The 18411-nt window shown below is 69.6% G+C and carries 23 protein-coding genes; 13 read left to right on the forward strand and 10 right to left on the reverse strand.

Annotated elements, in window-relative coordinates:
- Positions 1 to 6 precede the first annotated feature (6 nt).
- The 3 genes from Dac01nite_RS11225 to Dac01nite_RS11235 form a co-directional block, all read right to left on the reverse strand.
- Positions 7 to 462, reverse strand: a complete 456-nt coding sequence (locus tag Dac01nite_RS11225) for a DUF4870 domain-containing protein (RefSeq protein WP_203657023.1) — start codon at positions 460 to 462, stop codon at positions 7 to 9.
- Between the two features lie 92 nt (positions 463 to 554).
- Entirely contained in the window at positions 555 to 953 is a 399-nt protein-coding gene (locus Dac01nite_RS11230) for a DUF4870 domain-containing protein (RefSeq protein WP_203657024.1), read from the reverse strand.
- Positions 950 to 1315 (reverse strand): magnetosome magnetite crystal formation protein family, encoded by a 366-nt coding sequence (locus tag Dac01nite_RS11235; protein ID WP_203657025.1) that lies wholly within the window; start codon positions 1313 to 1315, stop codon positions 950 to 952. Before Dac01nite_RS11235 ends, Dac01nite_RS11230 begins: the two co-directional genes overlap by 4 nt.
- 91 nt (positions 1316 to 1406) lie before the next feature.
- Here Dac01nite_RS11235 and hrcA point away from each other — a divergent pair, with 91 nt between their 5' ends.
- From hrcA to era, 8 genes are read left to right on the forward strand one after another with little or no spacing between them, the layout of a single operon-like run.
- A complete protein-coding gene (gene hrcA, locus Dac01nite_RS11240; RefSeq protein ID WP_203657027.1) occupies positions 1407 to 2423 on the forward strand; it encodes a heat-inducible transcriptional repressor HrcA in 1017 nt (338 codons plus the stop codon).
- The gene (dnaJ, locus tag Dac01nite_RS11245) at positions 2420 to 3559 is read left to right on the forward strand and encodes a molecular chaperone DnaJ (protein ID WP_203657029.1); all 1140 of its coding nucleotides are present in this window, start codon (positions 2420 to 2422) and stop codon (positions 3557 to 3559) included. The genes hrcA and dnaJ overlap by 4 nt, the downstream gene beginning before the upstream one ends.
- A gap of 8 nt (positions 3560 to 3567) precedes the next feature.
- Entirely contained in the window at positions 3568 to 4362 is a 795-nt protein-coding gene (locus Dac01nite_RS11250) for a 16S rRNA (uracil(1498)-N(3))-methyltransferase (protein WP_203657031.1), read from the forward strand.
- 4 nt (positions 4363 to 4366) lie between these two features.
- A complete protein-coding gene (locus Dac01nite_RS11255; protein ID WP_203657039.1) occupies positions 4367 to 4708 on the forward strand; it encodes an HIT domain-containing protein in 342 nt (113 codons plus the stop codon).
- Positions 4612 to 5781, forward strand: coding sequence for a PhoH family protein (locus Dac01nite_RS11260; RefSeq protein ID WP_203657041.1), 1170 nt, complete (start codon positions 4612 to 4614; stop codon positions 5779 to 5781). The genes Dac01nite_RS11255 and Dac01nite_RS11260 overlap by 97 nt, the downstream gene beginning before the upstream one ends.
- On the forward strand, positions 5778 to 6230 hold the full coding sequence (gene ybeY / locus Dac01nite_RS11265; RefSeq protein WP_203657042.1) for an rRNA maturation RNase YbeY: 453 nt from the start codon (positions 5778 to 5780) through the stop codon (positions 6228 to 6230). Before Dac01nite_RS11260 ends, ybeY begins: the two co-directional genes overlap by 4 nt.
- Before the next feature lie 7 nt (positions 6231 to 6237).
- The gene (locus tag Dac01nite_RS11270) at positions 6238 to 7500 is read left to right on the forward strand and encodes a hemolysin family protein (protein WP_203657044.1); all 1263 of its coding nucleotides are present in this window, start codon (positions 6238 to 6240) and stop codon (positions 7498 to 7500) included.
- Positions 7493 to 8398: a GTPase Era gene (gene era / locus Dac01nite_RS11275; RefSeq protein ID WP_203657047.1), complete on the forward strand. Its 906-nt coding sequence runs from the start codon at positions 7493 to 7495 to the stop codon at positions 8396 to 8398. Before Dac01nite_RS11270 ends, era begins: the two co-directional genes overlap by 8 nt.
- 75 nt (positions 8399 to 8473) lie before the next feature.
- Here era and Dac01nite_RS11280 read toward each other — a convergent pair whose 3' ends face one another.
- Positions 8474 to 8626 carry a hypothetical protein gene (locus Dac01nite_RS11280; protein WP_203657049.1) on the reverse strand — a complete coding sequence of 51 codons (153 nt, stop codon included), beginning with the start codon at positions 8624 to 8626 and terminating at the stop codon, positions 8474 to 8476.
- A 291-nt stretch (positions 8627 to 8917) separates the two neighbouring features.
- Between Dac01nite_RS11280 and leuA the strand changes: the two genes are divergently transcribed.
- Complete coding sequence (gene leuA / locus Dac01nite_RS11285; protein ID WP_203657051.1) at positions 8918 to 10660, forward strand: 2-isopropylmalate synthase; 1743 nt, start codon at positions 8918 to 8920, stop codon at positions 10658 to 10660.
- Positions 10661 to 10730: 70 nt separating this feature from the next.
- Here the strand turns inward: leuA and Dac01nite_RS11290 are convergent, their stop codons facing one another.
- The gene (locus Dac01nite_RS11290) at positions 10731 to 11774 is read right to left on the reverse strand and encodes an NAD(P)-dependent alcohol dehydrogenase (RefSeq protein ID WP_239066635.1); all 1044 of its coding nucleotides are present in this window, start codon (positions 11772 to 11774) and stop codon (positions 10731 to 10733) included.
- Positions 11775 to 11884: 110 nt separating this feature from the next.
- On the opposite strand from Dac01nite_RS11290, the gene Dac01nite_RS11295 reads away from it, so the two are divergent.
- From Dac01nite_RS11295 to Dac01nite_RS11310, 4 genes are all read left to right on the forward strand, one after another.
- Positions 11885 to 12553, forward strand: a complete 669-nt coding sequence (locus Dac01nite_RS11295; protein ID WP_203657054.1) for a TetR/AcrR family transcriptional regulator C-terminal domain-containing protein — start codon at positions 11885 to 11887, stop codon at positions 12551 to 12553.
- Positions 12550 to 12975, forward strand: coding sequence for a GNAT family acetyltransferase (locus Dac01nite_RS11300; RefSeq protein WP_203657055.1), 426 nt, complete (start codon positions 12550 to 12552; stop codon positions 12973 to 12975). Before Dac01nite_RS11295 ends, Dac01nite_RS11300 begins: the two co-directional genes overlap by 4 nt.
- A gap of 229 nt (positions 12976 to 13204) precedes the next feature.
- Complete coding sequence (recO, locus tag Dac01nite_RS11305) at positions 13205 to 13978, forward strand: DNA repair protein RecO (protein ID WP_203657057.1); 774 nt, start codon at positions 13205 to 13207, stop codon at positions 13976 to 13978.
- Positions 13975 to 14742 carry an isoprenyl transferase gene (locus tag Dac01nite_RS11310; RefSeq protein ID WP_203657245.1) on the forward strand — a complete coding sequence of 256 codons (768 nt, stop codon included), beginning with the start codon at positions 13975 to 13977 and terminating at the stop codon, positions 14740 to 14742. Before recO ends, Dac01nite_RS11310 begins: the two co-directional genes overlap by 4 nt.
- Here the strand turns inward: Dac01nite_RS11310 and Dac01nite_RS11315 are convergent.
- The 5 genes from Dac01nite_RS11315 to Dac01nite_RS11335 are packed head-to-tail and all read right to left on the reverse strand — an operon-like array spanning position 14696 to position 18353.
- On the reverse strand, positions 14696 to 15256 hold the full coding sequence (locus Dac01nite_RS11315) for a DedA family protein (protein ID WP_203657059.1): 561 nt from the start codon (positions 15254 to 15256) through the stop codon (positions 14696 to 14698). The two genes, Dac01nite_RS11310 and Dac01nite_RS11315, sit on opposite strands and share 47 nt — an antisense overlap.
- Positions 15256 to 15675 carry a Fur family transcriptional regulator gene (locus Dac01nite_RS11320; protein WP_203657061.1) on the reverse strand — a complete coding sequence of 140 codons (420 nt, stop codon included), beginning with the start codon at positions 15673 to 15675 and terminating at the stop codon, positions 15256 to 15258. Before Dac01nite_RS11320 ends, Dac01nite_RS11315 begins: the two co-directional genes overlap by 1 nt.
- Positions 15672 to 16574 (reverse strand): metal ABC transporter permease, encoded by a 903-nt coding sequence (locus Dac01nite_RS11325; protein WP_203657063.1) that lies wholly within the window; start codon positions 16572 to 16574, stop codon positions 15672 to 15674. The genes Dac01nite_RS11320 and Dac01nite_RS11325 overlap by 4 nt, the downstream gene beginning before the upstream one ends.
- Positions 16571 to 17371: a metal ABC transporter ATP-binding protein gene (locus Dac01nite_RS11330; RefSeq protein ID WP_203657065.1), complete on the reverse strand. Its 801-nt coding sequence runs from the start codon at positions 17369 to 17371 to the stop codon at positions 16571 to 16573. The genes Dac01nite_RS11325 and Dac01nite_RS11330 overlap by 4 nt, the downstream gene beginning before the upstream one ends.
- On the reverse strand, positions 17358 to 18353 hold the full coding sequence (locus tag Dac01nite_RS11335; protein ID WP_203657070.1) for a metal ABC transporter substrate-binding protein: 996 nt from the start codon (positions 18351 to 18353) through the stop codon (positions 17358 to 17360). Before Dac01nite_RS11335 ends, Dac01nite_RS11330 begins: the two co-directional genes overlap by 14 nt.
- Between the last annotated feature and the right edge of the window lie 58 nt (positions 18354 to 18411).

Below are 18411 nucleotides of genomic sequence, written 5' to 3' on the forward strand. Positions count from 1 at the left end.
GGTCCGTCACTTCACGAACGGGATCACGAGGCCGATGCGGTAGTACTCACCGCGGTTGGCCTTCACGCCCGCCACGATCGAGATCACGAGCGCGTAGATGCCGTACGCGATCCATGCGGGGATGGTGAGGATGAAGCCGAAGAACAGCGTGACGAGGCCGATCACCACGGCGCCGATGGACACCACGAGCACCGTGAGCTGAAGGTTGAGGTTCTGCTTGCCGTGGAAGTCCACCAGCGCGCTGCGCTCGCGGTAGATGAGCCACAGCACCAGCGGCACCACGAAGCCCAGGAAGCCCGCGCTGAGCACGACGGCGGCTGCCGCGATGAGGTGGATCAGCATGGCCCACGTGCGGGCCTCCGACTCGAGCATGGGCTGCGGCGCGTGAGGAGCGTGCGGTGCGGAGGAGTGCTGCAGCTGGGGTGCCCCGGCAAGCGTGGGGTTGGGCGTCTGTTCGTTCATGGCTCCAGGCTCCCATGACGCATCAGGGCCCGTCATCGGTCTGCCGGCCGATGACGGGCCCTGAAAAGCGTGGGGGTGCCCCCGTCAGGGGGTCACTTCACGAGGCGAATCGCGAACGGGTAGCGGTAGTTCTCGTGCTTGTTCGCCGCGATGCCACCCATGATCTGGAAGATCAGGGCGACGATCCACACCAGGAAGGGCAGGAAGAACAGGATGCCCAGCGTGACGGTGGTCAGGATCCACGCGACCACGTATGCGATGGCCACCGTGATGTTGAAGTTGAGCGCCTCCTTGCCCTGGTCGTTCAGGAAGGCGCTGCGCTCGCGGTAGATGAGCCAGAAGATCAGCGGGCCGATGAATCCGATCAGGATGGCGGACAGGTGGGTCAGCAGACCCATCGTGCGCTCGTCGGACTCGGACACCGGCTGCGCTGCGGCAGGCTGGCCGGCGGCCGGCTGCTCGGGCGGGGGAGTCGTGTTGTCGTCGGTCATTGCGTTCTCACCACTTTGATGTCGTAGGGATACGTCGCCGACAGCCCCCGCCTGACGGTCCGGAATGCCTGGTAGCACAGCACGACCGCGACTACGAGCACTGCCAACTGGCCCAATGTACCGAGAAACGCCACCAGAGGCACGAACTCTCGGACAGCAGTCGCGATCATGAATGCCACGAGCACCAGGAGACCGAAGTTGGTGGCGGTGGCGGCCTCGCGGGCGGCCCAGCGATCGTCGCCGCGACGTGCGAGCCAGACGAGCCATGGAATCACGGGCCCCAGGATCGCGCCCAGATGCGCGAGCGCTGCGACGGCGGTGTCCGGCTCGTCGTCGATGCCGTCCTGCGGTGCATGGTTCATCAGCGGTCCCTCCGGGCCTCAACCTACCCGCCGGGGCGCCGCGTTAGGATTAGCACTCGGAAGTGTCGAGTGCCAAGCAGGAGGGAGCGCCGTGAGCGAGGACCGCCGCCAAGCCGTCCTCCGCGCGATCGTGGAGGGCTACGTCGCGACGTCCGAGCCCGTGGGCTCGAAGGCGCTCGCCGAGAAGTCGGCGCTGGGTGTCTCGCCCGCGACCATCCGCAACGACATGGCCGCGCTCGAGGAGGAGGGCCTGATCGCCCAGCCTCACACGAGCGCCGGGCGCATCCCCACGGACGCTGGGTATCGGTTCTTCGTCGACTCCCTCGCGGCATCGGCCCTTCAGGATCCTCACAAGCGCGCGATCCAGACCTTCCTGTCCGATGCCGTGGACCTCAACGACGTGGTCGAGCGCTCGGTCCGCCTGCTGAGCCAGCTCACCCGCCAGGTCGCCGTGGTCCAGTACCCGAGCCTGCGGGAGTCCGCGGTGCGCCGCGTGGAGCTCGTGCGCGTGGGGATCGACCGCGCGCTGGTGGTCGTCGTGTCCGCCGATGCGCGAGTCGAGCAGTCGACGGTCGCGCTGGGTCAGGCGGTTCCCGACGAGGAGTTCGAGCGGATCGCGCGCGAGGTGAACGAGGTGTCCGTGGGCCACACGCCGGCGGCGCTGCAGGCGTCGCTGAACGGGTGGACGGCGCGGCCGGAACAGGTGGCCTGGGCCTCCCCGGTGGCCGATGCCGTGGTCGCCGCCGCTCGTGGCGGCACCGTGGAGCGCGTGGTCTTCGCAGGCGCGTCCAACCTGGCGCGTGCCGGTGCTGACTTCGAGTCGGACGCGATCGGCTCGGTCCTGGACGCGCTCGAGGAACAAGTCGTGCTGCTCCGGCTGTTGCATGAGATGGCCGGCGAGGGCCAGGACGTGTCCGTGCGCATCGGCGCGGAGACACGTAACGAGTCCCTCGCACGCACCAGCATCATCGCGGCGGGATACGGCCCCGGCGGCGACGCGACGTCGCTGCTGGGCGCGTTGGGTCCCACCCGCATGGACTACCCAGGGACGATGGCCGCCGTGCGTGCCGTCGCCCGCTACCTGTCGAGAGTCGTGGAGAACGAGTGAACGATTACTACGCCACCCTGGGCGTCGATCGCGACGCCACCGAGGCGGACATCAAGAAGGCCTATCGCAAGCTGGCGCGCGAGCTGCACCCTGACGTCGCGGGCCCCGAGTCCGCGGACAAGTTCAAGGACGTCGCAGCGGCGTACGAGGTGCTCGGCAACGCGGACAAGCGCGCTCAGTACGACCGCGGCGTGGACCCGCGCGCCGGGCATGCTGGCGCGCAGGGCGGCCCTCAGGGGTTCGGCTTCGAGGACATCTTCGAGCAGTTCTTCGGTGGAGGCGGCTCGCCGTTCGGCGGCGCTGCCCAGCGCGGCCCCGCCTCGCGCACGCAGCGGGGCGGCGACACGCTCGTCCAGACCACGGTCACGCTCGAGGAGGCGGTGTTCGGCGTCAAGCGCGAGGTTCAGGTCGACCTCGCGGACCGCTGCGAGACCTGCAAGGGATCGTGCTGCGCTCCCGGCACCTCACCGGAGACCTGCCGTCAGTGCAATGGCCAGGGCATGATCCAGCGCACCGCGCGCTCCCTTCTGGGACCGGTCATGACGCAGTCGCCGTGCCCCACGTGCGGCGGCTACGGCTCGATCATCAAGCAGCCGTGCGCGGACTGCTCCGGTCAGGGGCGCACGCACTCCCGCCACACGGTGTCCGTGGACATCCCCGCCGGCGTCGAGACCGGCACGCGCATCCGGCTCGCCGGTGCCGGGGATGCCGGCACGGGCGGCGGACCCAAGGGCGACCTGTACGTCGAGATCCGCGAGAAGCAGCACCCCACGTTCGAGCGCCGGGGGGACGATCTGCACTGCACCCTCGAGGTGCCGATGACCGCGGCGGCGCTGGGCGCAGCGATGTCCGTCGACACGTTCGACGGAGACCAGCCGGTCGAGATCCGTCCCGGCACGCATGCGGGCACCACCATCAAGCTCAAGGGCCTGGGCGTCGGAAGGCTGCAGCGTGCGGGCCGCGGAGACCTGTTCGTCCACCTCGACGTGCATACGCCCACCGAGCTGGACGCGGAGCAGGAGCAGCTGATGCGTCAGCTCGCGGCGCTGCGCGGCGAGGAGATGCCGTCCTCGAACCTCGCTCCGATCGGCGGCGGGGTGTTCTCGCGCCTGCGCGGCGCGTTCAAGCCACGCTGAGCGCCGTCGTGAGCGCCCCCGTCTTCCTCTGCCCCAAGGCCGCCGATGCGCGCCCTGGCGACGTGCTCGCGGTCGATGGGGACGAGGGGCGGCACGCAGTGACCGTCCAGCGGCGAGCCGTGGGTGAGGCGGTGGACCTGGTCGATGGGCTCGGCCGTCGCGCCAGTGGCGAGATCATCGAGGCGGGTGGTGGCCAGATGCGCGTGCGCGTCGCCGCCGTGGCGCAGGATCACGACGCCGAGGTGGTGCTCGTCCAAGCGCTCGCCAAGGGTGGCCGCGACGAGCAGGCGGTCGAGTCGGCCATCGAGCTCGGAGCCACGCGCATCGTGCCTTGGGGGGCGCAGCGCAGCATCGTGCAGTGGCGCGGGCCCAAGGCGGACAAGGCGAGGGACAAGTGGGCCGCGTTGGTGGTCGCCGCGACCAAGCAGTCCCGCCGCGCACGGGTGGCGTCGGTCGACGCCGTCGTGAGCACCGCTCAGCTCACCCGACTGGTGGCTGACGCGGTGGGGGACGGCGCGTGCGTGCTGGTGCTGCACGAGGCCGCCGCCGGGCCGCTCACGGCGGTGCCCTGGGAGGACCCGCGTCAGCCGGTGTGGCTGATCGTGGGTCCCGAGGGCGGGATCTCCGATGACGAGCTCGAGCAGCTGCGATCCGCGGGTGCACGGCCGGTGGTGCTGGGGCCGCACGTGCTGCGCGCCTCGAGCGCCGGCCCTGCCGCCATCGCGGCGCTCGCTGCGGTACGGGGGACCTGGGACGTCGCCTCCGGTGAGGCTGACGGCCCGGCAGACGGGGGCCTACGCTAGCCGTATGAGTGACGACTGCCTGTTCTGCTCGATCATCGCCGGCGACATCCCGGCGGAGAAGGTCTTCGAGGACGACCACGTGGTGGCGTTCCGCGACATCGCGCCCAAGGCCGAGACCCACGTTCTCGTGGTGCCGCGCACCCACGCGCCGAACGTCGCGGCGATCGCCGCTGCGGCTCCGCACGAGCTCGCCGCCATGGCGACCGCGGCGCAGCACATCGCGGACCGCGAGTGCGGTGGGGAGTACACATGGATCTTCAACACCGGAGCCTCCGCGGGCCAGACGGTGTTCCATGCACACGGCCACGTCCTGGGCGGCGCCGGCCTCGAGGGGAGCCTGGTGTGAGCGCGAATCGAGTGGTGGTCATCGAGGACGCCGAGCGCATGCCCGAGCTGATGGGCAGCGGTGACAGCGTGATGAAGGAGATCGAGCGAGCCTTCCCCGGCGTGGACCTCCACGTGCGCGGCAACCGCATCTCGCTCACGGGCGATGAGGCGGACGTGGCGGCGGCGGCGACCGCGATCGAGGAGCTGCGCTCCGTCATGGCCGCCGGAGTGCCGCTCACCCCTGACGTCGCGCGCCAGTCCGTGCGAATCCTCAGTGCCGCCAGGGGCGTCGCCGCTGCGGCAGCCGACGCTGGAGGCGCGGCGGGAGCGGCAGGCGCGGGCGCATCGGCGGCCTCTCCGGTCTCCGTGCTGTCCCGTTCCATCCTGTCCTCACGCGGTCGCACCATCCGCCCCAAGACGCAGGGGCAGGCGGACTACGTGACCGCGATCGAGAATCACACGGTGACGTTCGGCATCGGGCCTGCGGGAACCGGCAAGACGTACCTGGCGATGGCACAGGCCGTGGCGGCCCTGCAGGCCAAGAAGGTCAACCGCATCGTCCTGACGCGGCCGGCCGTCGAGGCCGGCGAGCGCCTGGGCTTCCTGCCTGGTGGCCTCAACGAGAAGATCGACCCCTACCTGCGGCCGCTGTACGACGCCCTGCACGACATGGTGGACCCCGAGTCGATTCCGCGCCTCATGGAGGCCGGCACCATCGAGGTCGCGCCGCTGGCCTACATGCGCGGGCGCACGCTCAACGATGCGTTCGTGATCCTGGACGAGGCGCAGAACACCACGCGCGAGCAGATGAAGATGTTCCTCACGCGATTGGGCTTCGGCTCCACCATGGTGGTCACCGGAGACGTCACCCAGGTGGACCTGCCCGGGGGGACCATGTCCGGGCTGCGGTCCTCCCGTGAGGTGCTCGCCGGCATCGACGACATCGCGATCTGCGAGCTCAGCGCCGAGGACGTGGTGCGCCACCGCCTGGTGAGCGACATCATCACGGCGTATGCCAAGGACGACGAGTCTCGCGCTCCGCGCGGCGGCGGTCAGCAGCGACGCTTCACCCGACCGGAGGGCCAGCAGTGATCGACGTCAACAACGAGACGGACGCGGACGTCGACGAGGTCGAGTTCTCCGAGCTCGCCACCTACGTGCTGAAGGAGATGCACGTCGCGGACGGCGCAGAGCTCGCCATCCTGTTCGTGGACGAGGCTGCCATGGAGCAGCTGCACCTCCAGTGGATGGACGAGCCCGGCCCCACGGATGTGCTGAGCTTCCCCATGGACGAGCTGCGCCCCGGCACCGCGGACGAGCCCACGCCGCCGGGCCTGCTGGGCGACATCGTCGTGTGCCCCACCGTCGCGGCGCGCCAGGCTGCGGCAGCGGGCCACACGGCTGAGGAGGAGATGCTGCTGCTGACCACGCACGGCATCCTCCACCTGCTCGGCTACGACCACGCCGAGCCCGAGGAGGAGAAGGAGATGTTCGCCCTGCAGCGACGACTGCTCCTGACCTTCCTCGCGGAACGCGCGTAGGGAACACGTGAGCGGAACCATCCTGCTGACGCTGGTCCTCGCCGGCGCGTTCAGCGTGATCGGCGCAGCAGTGCTCCACGCCGTGGTCGCCGCTCTCGAGCAGATTCCGCACGCCCAGGAGCGCGAGCTCGCGCAGCGCAGGCGGCCCGATGGGAGACCCACCTCCGCCGCGCGCCTGGCCGCCATCCCGGCCCAGACGGACGATGCCGCCTCCGTCGCGTACGCGACGCTCGAGGCGATCGCGATGGTGTGCCTCACGCTCATCGTCGCGGACCTGGTGGTGGACATGGGCTGGCCTGTCCTGGTGGTCGCTGTGGTCGCCGCCGCGATCGCCGTGTCCGTCTCGCTGCTGCTGATCCGGGCGTTCCCGCGCCAGATCGCCCGCCGCCATCCTCTGAACTCGCTCGCGCTGCTCGCCCCGGTGGCGTGGTTCCTGATCCGCATCACGACGCCCGTGCGCGCGATCGTGCCCGCGTTGCAGATGCCGCCGCTCGCGGAGCCGGAGGACCTCGTGGAGCGCGCGCAGGACGCGCTCGAGGAGGAGGACGCGGAGCTCCTGCGGTCCGTGGTCAGCCTCGGCGACACCCTCACCCGCGAGGTGATGGTCCCTCGCACGGACATGATCACCATCGCCGCCGGCACCAGCGCCCGCAAGGCCATGGTGCTGTTCATGCGCTCAGGCTTCTCGCGAGTTCCGGTCATCGGGGAGGACGTGGACGACACGGTGGGCGTGCTCTACCTCAAGGACGTGGTGAAGCTGACCTGGGATGACGCCACGGCGCTCGAGCGTCCCGTGGACAGCTTCATGCGCGAGCCGGAGTTCGTCCCCGAGTCTGTGCCCGTCGACGATCTGCTGAGGCGCATGCAGGACGAGGTGTTCCACATGGCGATCGTGGTCGACGAGTACGGCGGCGTGGCCGGTCTGGTGACGATCGAGGACGCCCTCGAGGAGATCGTGGGCGAGGTGGTCGACGAGCATGATCGCTCCGCGCCCGAGGCCGAACGGGTGTCCGAGGGCCGCTTCCGCGTCCCCGCCCGCTACCCGCTGGACGAGCTGGGCGAGCTGTTCGAGCTCGAGATCGACGATGATGATGTGGAGACCGCCGCCGGCCTGCTGTCCAAGGCGTTGGGCAAGGTCCCCATTCCGGGCGCGAGCGCACGGGCTCATGGGCTGGTGCTCACCGCTGACCGTGTCGAGGGCCGTCGCCGGCGCCTCACTTCGGTCGTGGTCGAGCGCGCGCCCCAAGACAAGGAGAACCAGGATGACTGAGAGCCAGCACCGGAGCGGCTTCGCCTGCTTCGTGGGACGGCCCAACGTGGGCAAGTCCACGCTCATGAACGCGCTGGTGGGGGAGAAGGTCGCGATCATGTCCTCCCGACCTCAGACCACACGGCGCGCGATCCGTGGCGTGCTGACGCGCGACGACGCGCAGTTGGTCGTGGTGGACACCCCCGGACTCCACCGCCCGCGCACCCTCCTCGGAGAGCGGTTGAACGACCTCGTGCGCGAGACGTTCTCCGAGGTCGACGTGATCGGGTTCTGCCTGCCGGCGGACCAGAAGGTGGGCCCCGGCGACCAGTGGATCGCGCGGGAGGTATCCGAGGCGCGCGCCCCCGTGGTCGCGATCGTCACCAAGGTGGACGCCGTGTCGCGGGAGAAGGTCGCGGAGCACCTGCTGGCGGTGTCGCAGCTGGGGGACTGGGCGGACATCGTTCCGGTGAGCTCGATCAAGGACATCCAGATCGACACCCTCGTGGACGTGCTCGTCAAGCACCTTCCCGAGGGGCCTCCGCTCTACCCGGACGGCGAGGTCACGGACGAGCCCGAGGACGTCCGCGTCGCCGAGCTGATCCGCGAGGCAGCGCTCGAGGGCGTGCGGGACGAGCTTCCGCACTCCATCGCAGTGGTCATCGAGGAGATGCTCGAGCCCGACGCGGAGATGGCCACGCGCGACGTCCTCGAGATCCGCGCCCAGCTGTACGTCGAGCGCGACTCCCAGAAGGGCATCATCATCGGCCGCGGCGGCTCGCGGCTCAAGGAGGTGGGCGCCCAGGCTCGCGAGGGCATCGAGCGCCTGCTGGGACGCCGGGTGTACCTGGATCTCCACATCAAGGTCGCGAAGGACTGGCAGCGCGACCCCAAGCAGCTGGGTCGCCTGGGCTTCTGAGCGGGTGGGCATCCACCCACGACGCACGAAGCCCCGGCCACCTCCACGGTGACCGGGGCCCATGGGCGTGTCAGCTCAGTAGCCGGTTCCCGCCAGGGTCGAGATGCCGAGCGCCAGGAGCGCGAAGAAGCAGCCCGAGCTCAGCATGAGGATCGCCAGGATGGTGGGGACGGCGTACCACGGCGCGTCCTTGATGGAGTTCGTGGTGGTGGCGTTGTCGGTGGTCATGGTTGTCTCCTCACGATGTTTCGTACTTAGTACCAGAAGTGATCTCCACGATAGTGGTACTTAGTACGAACGTCAAGAGGGGGATATCGTGAGCAGGCGCGGTGTCCCGAAGGGCGGACAAGCGCATCGACAGGTGACCCGCGCATCGGCCGTCCGCTATGGTGAACGCATGCGTGCACTCTCGCTGCTCCTTCGTCGCCGCGACGAGGCCTAGAACCAGGCCGGCTCCTCGTCGCGGAGGCTGTCGCGCCGGCTGACACCAGCCACAGACCCCGACGAAGGACCCCAGACATGAGTGACTACTACACCTCAGGCGACCAGACCGCATCGGCCATGCCGATCCACAAGTACCGCCCGTTCCACGAGCAGATCACCGTGGACCTGCCGGACCGCACGTGGCCCGGCAAGCGCATCGACAAGGCCCCGCGCTGGTGCGCCGTCGACCTGCGCGACGGCAACCAGGCCCTCATCGAGCCCATGAACGTCGAGCGCAAGATGCGCATGTTCGACCTCCTGGTACGGATGGGATACAAGGAGATCGAGGTGGGCTTCCCGAGCGCGAGCCAGACGGACTTCGACTTCGTCCGCAAGCTCATCGAGGAGGACCACATCCCGGATGACGTCATCATCCAGGTGCTGACCCAGGCTCGCGAGCACCTCATCGAGCGCACCTACGAGTCCATCAGGGGCGCGAAGAACGCGATCGTCCACCTGTACAACTCGACCTCCATCCTCCAACGCGAGGTCGTGTTCCGTGCCGACGAGGACGAGATCATGAACATCGCCACCCATGGGGCGATGCTGTGCCAGAAGTTCGAGGAGACCATCCCGGACACCCAGGTGTTCTACGAGTACAGCCCCGAGTCCTACACCGGCACCGAGCTCGAGTACGCGGTGAAGGTCTGCAACGCGGTGCTGGACGTGTGGAAGCCCACGCCTGACCGCAAGGTGATCATCAACCTGCCGGCGACGGTGGAGATGGCGACGCCCAACGTCTACGCGGACTCGATCGAGTGGATGAACCGCCACCTCGACTACCGCGACTCCGTGGTGCTGAGCCTGCACCCGCACAACGACCGCGGCACCGCTGTGGCCGCCGCCGAGCTGGGCTACCTCGCCGGCGCGGATCGCATCGAGGGCTGCCTGTTCGGCAACGGCGAGCGCACCGGCAACGTGGATCTGGTGACGCTGGGCATGAACCTCTTCAGCCAGGGCATCGATCCGCAGATCGACTTCAGCGACATCGACGGCATCCGCCGCACCGTCGAGTACTGCAATCAGCTGGACGTCCACCCGCGCCACCCGTGGGGAGGGGACCTGGTGTTCACCGCCTTCTCCGGCTCGCACCAGGACGCGATCAACAAGGGCTTCGACTCGATGAAGGCGCGCGCGGAGCGCGAGGGCGCCACCGTCGACGACATCGTGTGGGGCGTGCCCTACCTGCCGATCGACCCCAAGGATGTGGGCCGCTCCTACGAGGCCGTCATCCGCGTCAACTCGCAGTCCGGCAAGGGTGGCGTCGCATATCTGCTCAAGACGGAGCGCAACCTCGACCTGCCGCGGCGCCTGCAGATCGAGTTCTCCCGGGTGGTCCAGGTAGCGGCCGATGCGACCGGGTCGGAGCAGACGGCCGAGGACATCTGGAACATCTTCCACGATGAGTACCTGCCTGCTGCGGCGCGGGAGGCGCAGTGGGGACGCTTCGCGCTCCACGGCACCCGGGCGTCCTCCTCGGACGAGGGGCCGGACACGCTCGCGGCGGACATCCGCGACGGCGACGCCACCGTGACGGTCGAGGGCTCGGGCAACGGTCCGGTGGACGCGTTCGTGGCCGCTCTGGGCACGCGGGGAGTGAAGGTCGAGGTGCTCGACTATCACGAGCACGCCATGACGGGCGGCGGCGACGCCCAGGCCGCTGCCTATGTCGAGTGCCAGATCGGCGACGACATCCTGTGGGGAGTCGGCATCGACCCGTCGATCACCACCGCGACGCTCAAGGCGATCATCTCGGCGGTCAACCGCTCCGCCCGCTGAGGCGGGCTCAGCGCCTGCGTGGTTCGCGTCCGCCCTGCCGTGAGGCGGTTGGGCGGACGCGAACCTCGGTTCAGCCGACGGTGACCACGGCCTTGCCGGAGACCTTGCCGGCGGCCAGGTCCTTCACGGCCTCGGCTGCGCTGTCCAGTGGGTAGGTACGGCTCACGGGCGCTCGGACCTCGCCGGACTCGACCATCGCGCGGACGCGCTCGAGGCGCTCGGCTGTCATCTCGGAGAGGAACCCCATCAGTCTCTGCGAGGTGAACAGCGACACCAGCGGCGCCCAGAGCGTGCGTCCGGCGCCGCCGACGAGTGAGTCGCCGCCCTCGCCACCGACGATCACCAGCGTGCCGTCGGACGACAGGATCCTCCGAAGGCGGCGCAGCGAGGTGAGGCTGCCAGCGTCGATGATCACGTCGTAGTGCTCGTCAAGCGAGGTCACATCAGTGGTCCGGTAGTCGAGAACGCGCTCAGCGCCTAGTTCGCGCACCAGGTCCGCCTTGGCCGCGCTCGCGACGCCAGTGACATACGCGCCGGCCGCGACCGCGATCTGTACCGCGTACGAACCGACGCCGCCGGAGGCTCCCAGCACGAGGACGCGTTGGCCGGCTTCGACCTTCGCGGACTCCTCCACCGCCTGAAGTGCGGTCACTGCGGAGACCGGCAGCGCGCCAGCGCGCGAGAAGTCCATGCCCGCGGGCTTCGTGGTCAGCCTGTCCTGCCTGGCGACGGCGTACTCCGCGAACGATCCCGCGGCACTTCCGAACACCTCGTCGCCCACCGCGAAGCGTGTGACGCCGTTGCCGACGGCGACGACCACGCCCGCGACGTCCGAGCCCTGGATTGGCTGGGACGGGCGGCGCAGGCCGAAGCCCATGAGGCGCATCACCAGCGGTCGGCCCGTGGCGACGTGCCACACACCGCGGTCGACGCCAGCGGCGCGGACCGCGATGAGGACCTCGCCCGCACCTGGCTGAGGAGTGGGCACCGTCTCGATGCGAATCGTCTCGGGTCCGGCGTATCGGCGCTGGACTGCGGCGCGCATCGTGACGGTGCCGTGGTGCTCTGCACCAGCGGAGTTCTCGGAGGCGGTAGTGATGCTGTGGGCGGTCATGATGTCTCTCCCCGTGTCGTGAGTTGTCGTACTTTGTACGAGTGATAGTCTCGACTGTAGACGTACTTAGTACGATAATCAAGCCCTTGGGGCAGATTCAGAGGAGACCCGTGACTGATCAGGCACAACGCAAGGTCAAGCTGTCCCGCGAGCGCATCGTCGACGCGGCGATCACGCTCGCGGACCAGTCGGGACTCGAGTCCCTGACCATCCGTGCGCTCGCGGACCACCTGGGCACGCGCCCGATGACGCTCTATCACCATGTCGACGGCAAGGAGAGCCTGCTTGACTGGATGGTGGACCGTGTCTTCGCGCAGATGGAGCTGCCGTCGCCCGACCTCGATTGGATCGACGCGCTGCGGCAGCGCTGCCGCTCGACGCGCGCAGTGCTCGTTGAGCACCCGTGGTCCGTACCGCTGCTGGAGTCGCGGACCTCGCCTGGACCCGAACTGCTGCGCCACCACGAGGCGATGCTCGCCACCCTCGATCGCGGCGGGCTGCCGCTCGATCGCATGGCCCACGCGTACGCCGTGCTCGACAGCTACGTCTACGGGTTCTCGCTTCAAGAGGCGAACCTCCCGGCGCAGGGCGGTGAACAGATCGCGGAGGTCGCGCACGAGGTGGTGGCCGCCTTCGCGTCTGGCGCGTACCCCCAGCTGGCGCGACTGACGTCCGAGCACGTGATGCGGCCGGGCTACTCTTTCGGATCCTCCTTCGACGTGGGTCTTGAGATGCTGCTGGCCGGCATCTCGGCGCGAGCGGAGGAGGAGGGCGCGTGACCACGGTGATTCGGCGCTTCGACGTCGCCGACACCGATGCGGTGGCATCGCTGTGGGCGGAGGTGTTCGCGGATGATCCGCCACGCAACGAGCCTCGCGGCATGATCGCGCGCAAGCTCGCTCGGGACCCCGAGCTGTTCTGGGTCGCCGACGAGCCGGGCACGGGCGTGGTGGGTGCGCTGATGGCGGGCTACGACGGCGTGCGGGGGTGGCTGTACCACCTCGCGGTGGCCCCCGGGCGCAGGCGCCAGGGGATCGCCAGCGCGCTCGTGGAGCACGCGGTGTCCGAGCTCCACGCGCTGGGATGCCGCAAGGTCAATCTCCAGGTGCGCGCGAGCAACGTCGCGGTGGCCGCGCTCTACGCCTCGCTGGGATGGACCGAGGATGAGTCGATCTCGCTGGGGCGCGTGCTGCCGGACTGACGGCGCCGAGGGCCCGCAGACGTGACGAGGGGCGGTGCGATGAGCACCGCCCCTCCTCGCGTCGCCTCCCCCCAGTGACGGCGCGACGACCAAGGTCGTGGCACCGACGGTACCCACGGCCACCACTGTGCGGTATCCCCACTTGTGGGGGTGCCAGGTGAACTTTTCCGGCCCTGCCGGGTGGCGCGCCATGCGTCGGACCGGCGTCGCGGCGCGCGACAATGGTGGGGTGCCCCTGTACCGAGACGATGCGATCGTGCTGCGCACCCACAAGCTGGGTGAGGCGGACCGCATCGTCACGATGCTCACCAAGCGTCACGGCAAGGTGCGTGCGGTCGCGAAGGGCGTTCGTCGCACGTCGAGCCGGTGGGGATCGCGCGTCGAACCGTTCATGCTCATCGACGTGCAGCTGTACGAGGGTCGCAATCTCGACATCGTCAGTCAGGTGGAGACCAAGGAGCCCTACGCCCGGCGCATCGTGGAGGACTACGGCCTCTACACGGCGGCGACGGCGATGGTCGAGACCTCGGACAAGCTGGTGGACCACGAGCGCGAGCCCGCATGGGACCAGTACCGTCTGCTGCACGGCGCACTCGGCTCCCTGAGCCGCCGCGAGCACGATCCGGGCCTGGTCCTGGACTCGTTCCTGCTGCGCTCGCTCGCGCTCGCAGGGTACGAGCCCAGCTTCGACGCGTGCGCGAGCTGCGGGCGCGAGGGTCCCCACCGCGCGTTCGTGGTGGCTGGCGGCGGCGCCGTGTGCGAGGCATGCCGCCCGCCAGGTTCCGCGGCGCCCGCTCCGGAGACGTTCTCGCTGCTCGAGGCGCTCCTGCAAGGGAACTGGCGGGGCGCCGATGCCTCCGATCAGCGCCACCGTCGCGACGCCGCAGGACTGATCGCGGCATACACGCAGTTCCACCTCGAGCGCAAGGTGCGGAGCCTGCCCCTAGTGGACCGCGAGCCCGTGGTGCTCCGCCATCCCACGCTGGACGCGCCGCTAGGCTGACGCCCGTGACCTTCGCGCAGCCGTTCCCTCACCCTGGTGGCGCGACGCCGCCTGCCCTGCCCGCATCGGCCGTCCCGGCCCACGTCGCGATCGTCATGGACGGCAACGGCCGGTGGGCCAAGCAGCGGGGCCTGCCGCGCACCGAGGGGCACGCCAGGGGAGAGGCGGCACTGCTCGACGTGGTCGCGGGTGCGGTCGAGATGGGTGTGAAGCAGGTGAGCGCGTACGCGTTCAGCACCGAGAACTGGAAGCGCAGCCCGGACGAGGTGCGCTTCCTCATGGGCTTCAACCGCGACGTCATTCGCCGGCGCCGGGACCAGATGGCCGAGTGGGGGGTGCGCGTGAGGTGGGCCGGCCGCCGCCCTCGGCTCTGGAAGTCGGTGATCGACGAGCTGGAGCGCGCCGAGGAGATGACGGCGGACAACTCCGTCCTCACGCTCACCATGTGCGTCAACTATGGCGGGCGAGCGGAGATCGCCGATGCGGCGCGTGCCATCGCGATCAAGGCGGCGGCGGGGGAGATCGACCCGTCCCGGGTGAGCGAGAAGACGCTCGCCGCGCATCTGGACGAGCCTGACATGCCGGACGTGGACCTGTTCTGGCGCTCGAGCGGCGAGCAGCGCTCGAGCAACTTCCTGCCGTGGCAGGCGGCGTACGCCGAGTACGTGTTCAGCGACGTGCTGTGGCCCGACGTGGACCGCACTCACCTGTGGACCGCTATCGAGGAGTACGCGCGCCGGAACCGGCGCTTCGGCGCAGCCTAGTCGTGGCCCACGCGACCAGGACGACGGCGGCCAGCACCCCCAGCAGAAGCCACGGCGAGGTCCTCCAGATCTCGATGAGCGACAGGCTCACCACGCCGTACACGCACGCCCACGCGATGCAGCCGGGCAGCATCGCCAAGGTGTAGAGGTCCCAGCGCATGCGGATGTAGCCCGCGGTCGCGTTCACGAGCGTCTGGAAGCCCACCGTCAGGAAGCTCAGCGGGATGCCCACGAAGCCCCATCGCTCGAGGAACCGCTGTGCCCGGTCCATCTCGGGCCCCGACAGGATGCGCGCGAGTCGCGAGGAGCGGGTGGGCGGTCGAAGCCTCCGCGCGGGGTCGCCATGCGGGTCCTCCGGAGGCTCGGCCGGCCGGTCCGCGACGGAGTCAGCGCCTCGGCGCAGCCACCGCCCCGCCCAGTAGGTGCCCTGCGCCCGCAGCAGCACCACGACGAAGAGGAACGCGACGATCGCCCACCAGCCCAGCCCCTCCAGGGCATCCGGAACGCCGACCATCAGTGGCCCTTGGCGGCGCAGGCCGCGCAGACTCCCGTGATCTCGACGGTGTGGTCCATCCGCTCGAAGCCGCGCTCCTTGGCGATACGCGTGGCCCACTCCTCGAACTCGGGCACCTCGATGTCCTCGGCGGTGCCGCACACGCGGCAGCGCAGGTGGTGGTGGTGCTCATCCAGGGCTCCGCAGCGCCGGTACAGGGTCTCGCCGGACGGCGTCACGACGGCGTCGACCTGCCCTGACTCCGACAGCGCCTGCAGCGAGCGGTACACGGTGGCCAGCCCCACGGAGGAGCCGTCGTGGCGGAGCATGTCGTGCCACGCCTGCGCGGAACGGAACTCGTCGGTGCCGGCGAGCGCGTCCAGGATGGCCGTGCGCTGCTTGGTCATGCGCAGGACGGGGGTCTCATCCGCGTCGGTCATGCGGGCGCACCTTCCGTCTGCGAGGCGTCATCGAGCCGGTGGATCGCGTGATCGCGCTGACGGCGGCGATGTCTCGCGAGTCCGGCACTGGACGCTACCACGGTGTACAGGAGCACTCCCAGGACCACGATGAGGGCGCCCGGCTGCAGATCGTGGAAGAGCGTCACGCCCACGCCGGTCACGCAGATTCCCACGCCGATCGCCATCGCCACGGCCATGGTGCGCGAGAACGACCGGGTGACGATCTGACTGACTGCGACCGGAAGGATCATGACGCCGCTCACGAGCAGCACGCCCACCACGCGCATCGAGGCCGTGATCGTCACGGCGGCCAGGACGGCGACCACGATGTTGAGCGCGCCCACCGGCAGGCCCACCGAGTGTGCGAACTCCTGGTCATGGGTGACGGCGAACAGCGAGGCGCGCAGGCCCACGCCGATCACCAGGATCGCGATGGACAGGGCGGCGGTGGTCCACACGTCCGTCCAGCCGACCGTCGAGATCGAGCCGAAGAGGTATCCCATGAGGTTGGCGTTCGAGCCGCCGGCGGCGGAGATCAGCAGCACGCCGCTTGCGATGCCGCCGTAGAACATGATGGCCATGATCACGTCCGCAGCCGCGATGCCGCGAGCACGCATGCGCTCGATGACCACCGCGCCGACGACGGCGAACACGATCGCTCCGGGGATCGCGAGCGCGTCCTGCTGTGCGAGCCCGGCCCACGAGCCGGCGAGCCATCCGGCCGCCACTCCGGCGAGAGCCACGTGGCCGATGCCGTCACCGAGGAGCGACATGCGCCGTTGGACCAGGTAGGTGCCGACGACCGGGGCCGTGGCTCCCACCAGGATCGCGACGATCATCATCCGCTGGACGAGCGGGTCCGTCAGCAGGTCCATCATGGTCGCACCTCCCAGGAGAACGTCGAGCCGTCCGGCTGGGGCAGGTCGGCGTGCGCGTGGACGTGATCGTGGCCTGGAAGGGCGTGGACGCCGAGAGCGCGCGGCGGCTCGCCGATGTGCGTGACGCATCCGTGCTCGAGGACCACCGCGTGGTGGACCAGGGGCGCGAGCACGCCCAGCTCGTGAAGCACGATGATGATGGACGCACCGGCATCGCGCCGTGCGGTGAGCGCCTGGGACAGCGCCTCCTGGCTGGGAACGTCGACGCCAGCCATGGGCTCGTCGAGGATGAGCAGATCGGGGTCGCGCACCAGCGCACGCGCGATGAGCACGCGCTGCTGCTCGCCACCGGAGAGGGAGGCGATGTCCCGGCTCTCAAGGTTCGCCACTCCGAGGTCGTCGAGCGCCGCGAGGGCCCGGGCCTTCGCATCCCGCGGCAGCAGCAGCTGGCCCGCGCCGAGCAGACCTGACTGCACCACCTCGCGCGCGGTCGCGGTGACGCCGCCCCCCGCAGATGCGCGTTGGGGGACGTAGCCGATGCGCGCTGCCGTGGCGCGGGAGCGCGGGCTCCCGAACACCGAGATGGAGCCCGCGGACGCAGGCAGGGCTCCCACGAGCGCGCGTACCAGGGTGGACTTTCCGGAGCCGTTGCCTCCCATGATCGCCACCGCCTCGCCCGGATAGGCATCGAGGTCGATGCCGTGCAGGATCTCGAGCCCGCCCAGGCGCACGCGCACCTCGCGCGCCGTGATGGCGGGCGAGGCGTCGTGGTGGTCGTAGGGGTCAGCCGCAGTCAAGTCCGGACCTGAGCGCCTCGAGGTTGCGGGTCATGACACCAAGGTAGTCGTCCCCGTCCGTGATGGACTCGAGCGGGTCGAGCACGGCCGTGCTGACGCCCACGTCCTCGGCGAGCGAGTCCGCCACGTTCGCGCTGACGAGCGACTCGGTGAAGATCGTGGTCGCGCCGGTGTCCTCGACCAGGTCGCGGATCTCACGCACACGGGCCGGCGAGGGCTCCGCCTCGGGATCGAGGCCGGACAGCCCCTGCTGGTGAAGGTCGTAGCGCGTCGCCAGGTAGCCGTACGCCTCGTGGCTCACGAAAACGTCCCGGCGCTCGCAGATCTCGAGACTCTGGGTGAACGAGTCGTCGAGCGCGGCGAGCTCGCCCTTGAGCTCCTCCCCGCGCGCTTCGTAGTCCGCCGCGTTGTCGGGGTCGAGCTCCGCGAACTCCGCGGCCACGTCGTCGGCGAGCTCGGACACGAGGGTGGGGTCGAGCCAGAAGTGCGGGTCCGCGTCTCCGTGGCCGTGGCCGTCGTCGTCGGCGTGCGCCTCATCCTCGTGAGCCTCGTCCTCGTCGTGCGCAGCGCCGTCCTCGTGGTCGTGCTCCGACTCTGCGCGCGCGGCGACGGCTTCGGTGTGCTCCTCGACGATGTGGTGCGCGTCGAGGGCTCGCACGCCGGTGGTGTCGATCGCATCGTCGACGGCAGCGGAGAACTCGCTCAGGTACAGGACCGAGTCCATGCTCTGCATCGAGCGCACGATCGCGGGGGAGAGCTCGGCGTCGTGAGGCTCGACGCCTGCGGAGATGAGGGACACGACCTCGACGTCCTCGCCGCCCACGCGCTCGGCGACGAACTGGAGCGGGTAGAACGACGCACCGACGGCGAGCGAGGCGTCACCGCCTCCGGAGGCGTTCTCGGGGGTGGACTCGGTAGCGCAGCCTGCCAGCACCAGGGTGGTCATGGCGCCGCCAGCAAGGAGGATTCGGGAGAGTGGCATGAGAGGAACGGTAGCACGATTGATAATCATTGTCACTCAGCGTGCGCCGTCTGACGTG

Origin of the sequence: Demequina activiva, assembly GCF_016862815.1 — a bacterium.
GTDB classification, from domain to species: domain Bacteria; phylum Actinomycetota; class Actinomycetes; order Actinomycetales; family Demequinaceae; genus Demequina; species Demequina activiva.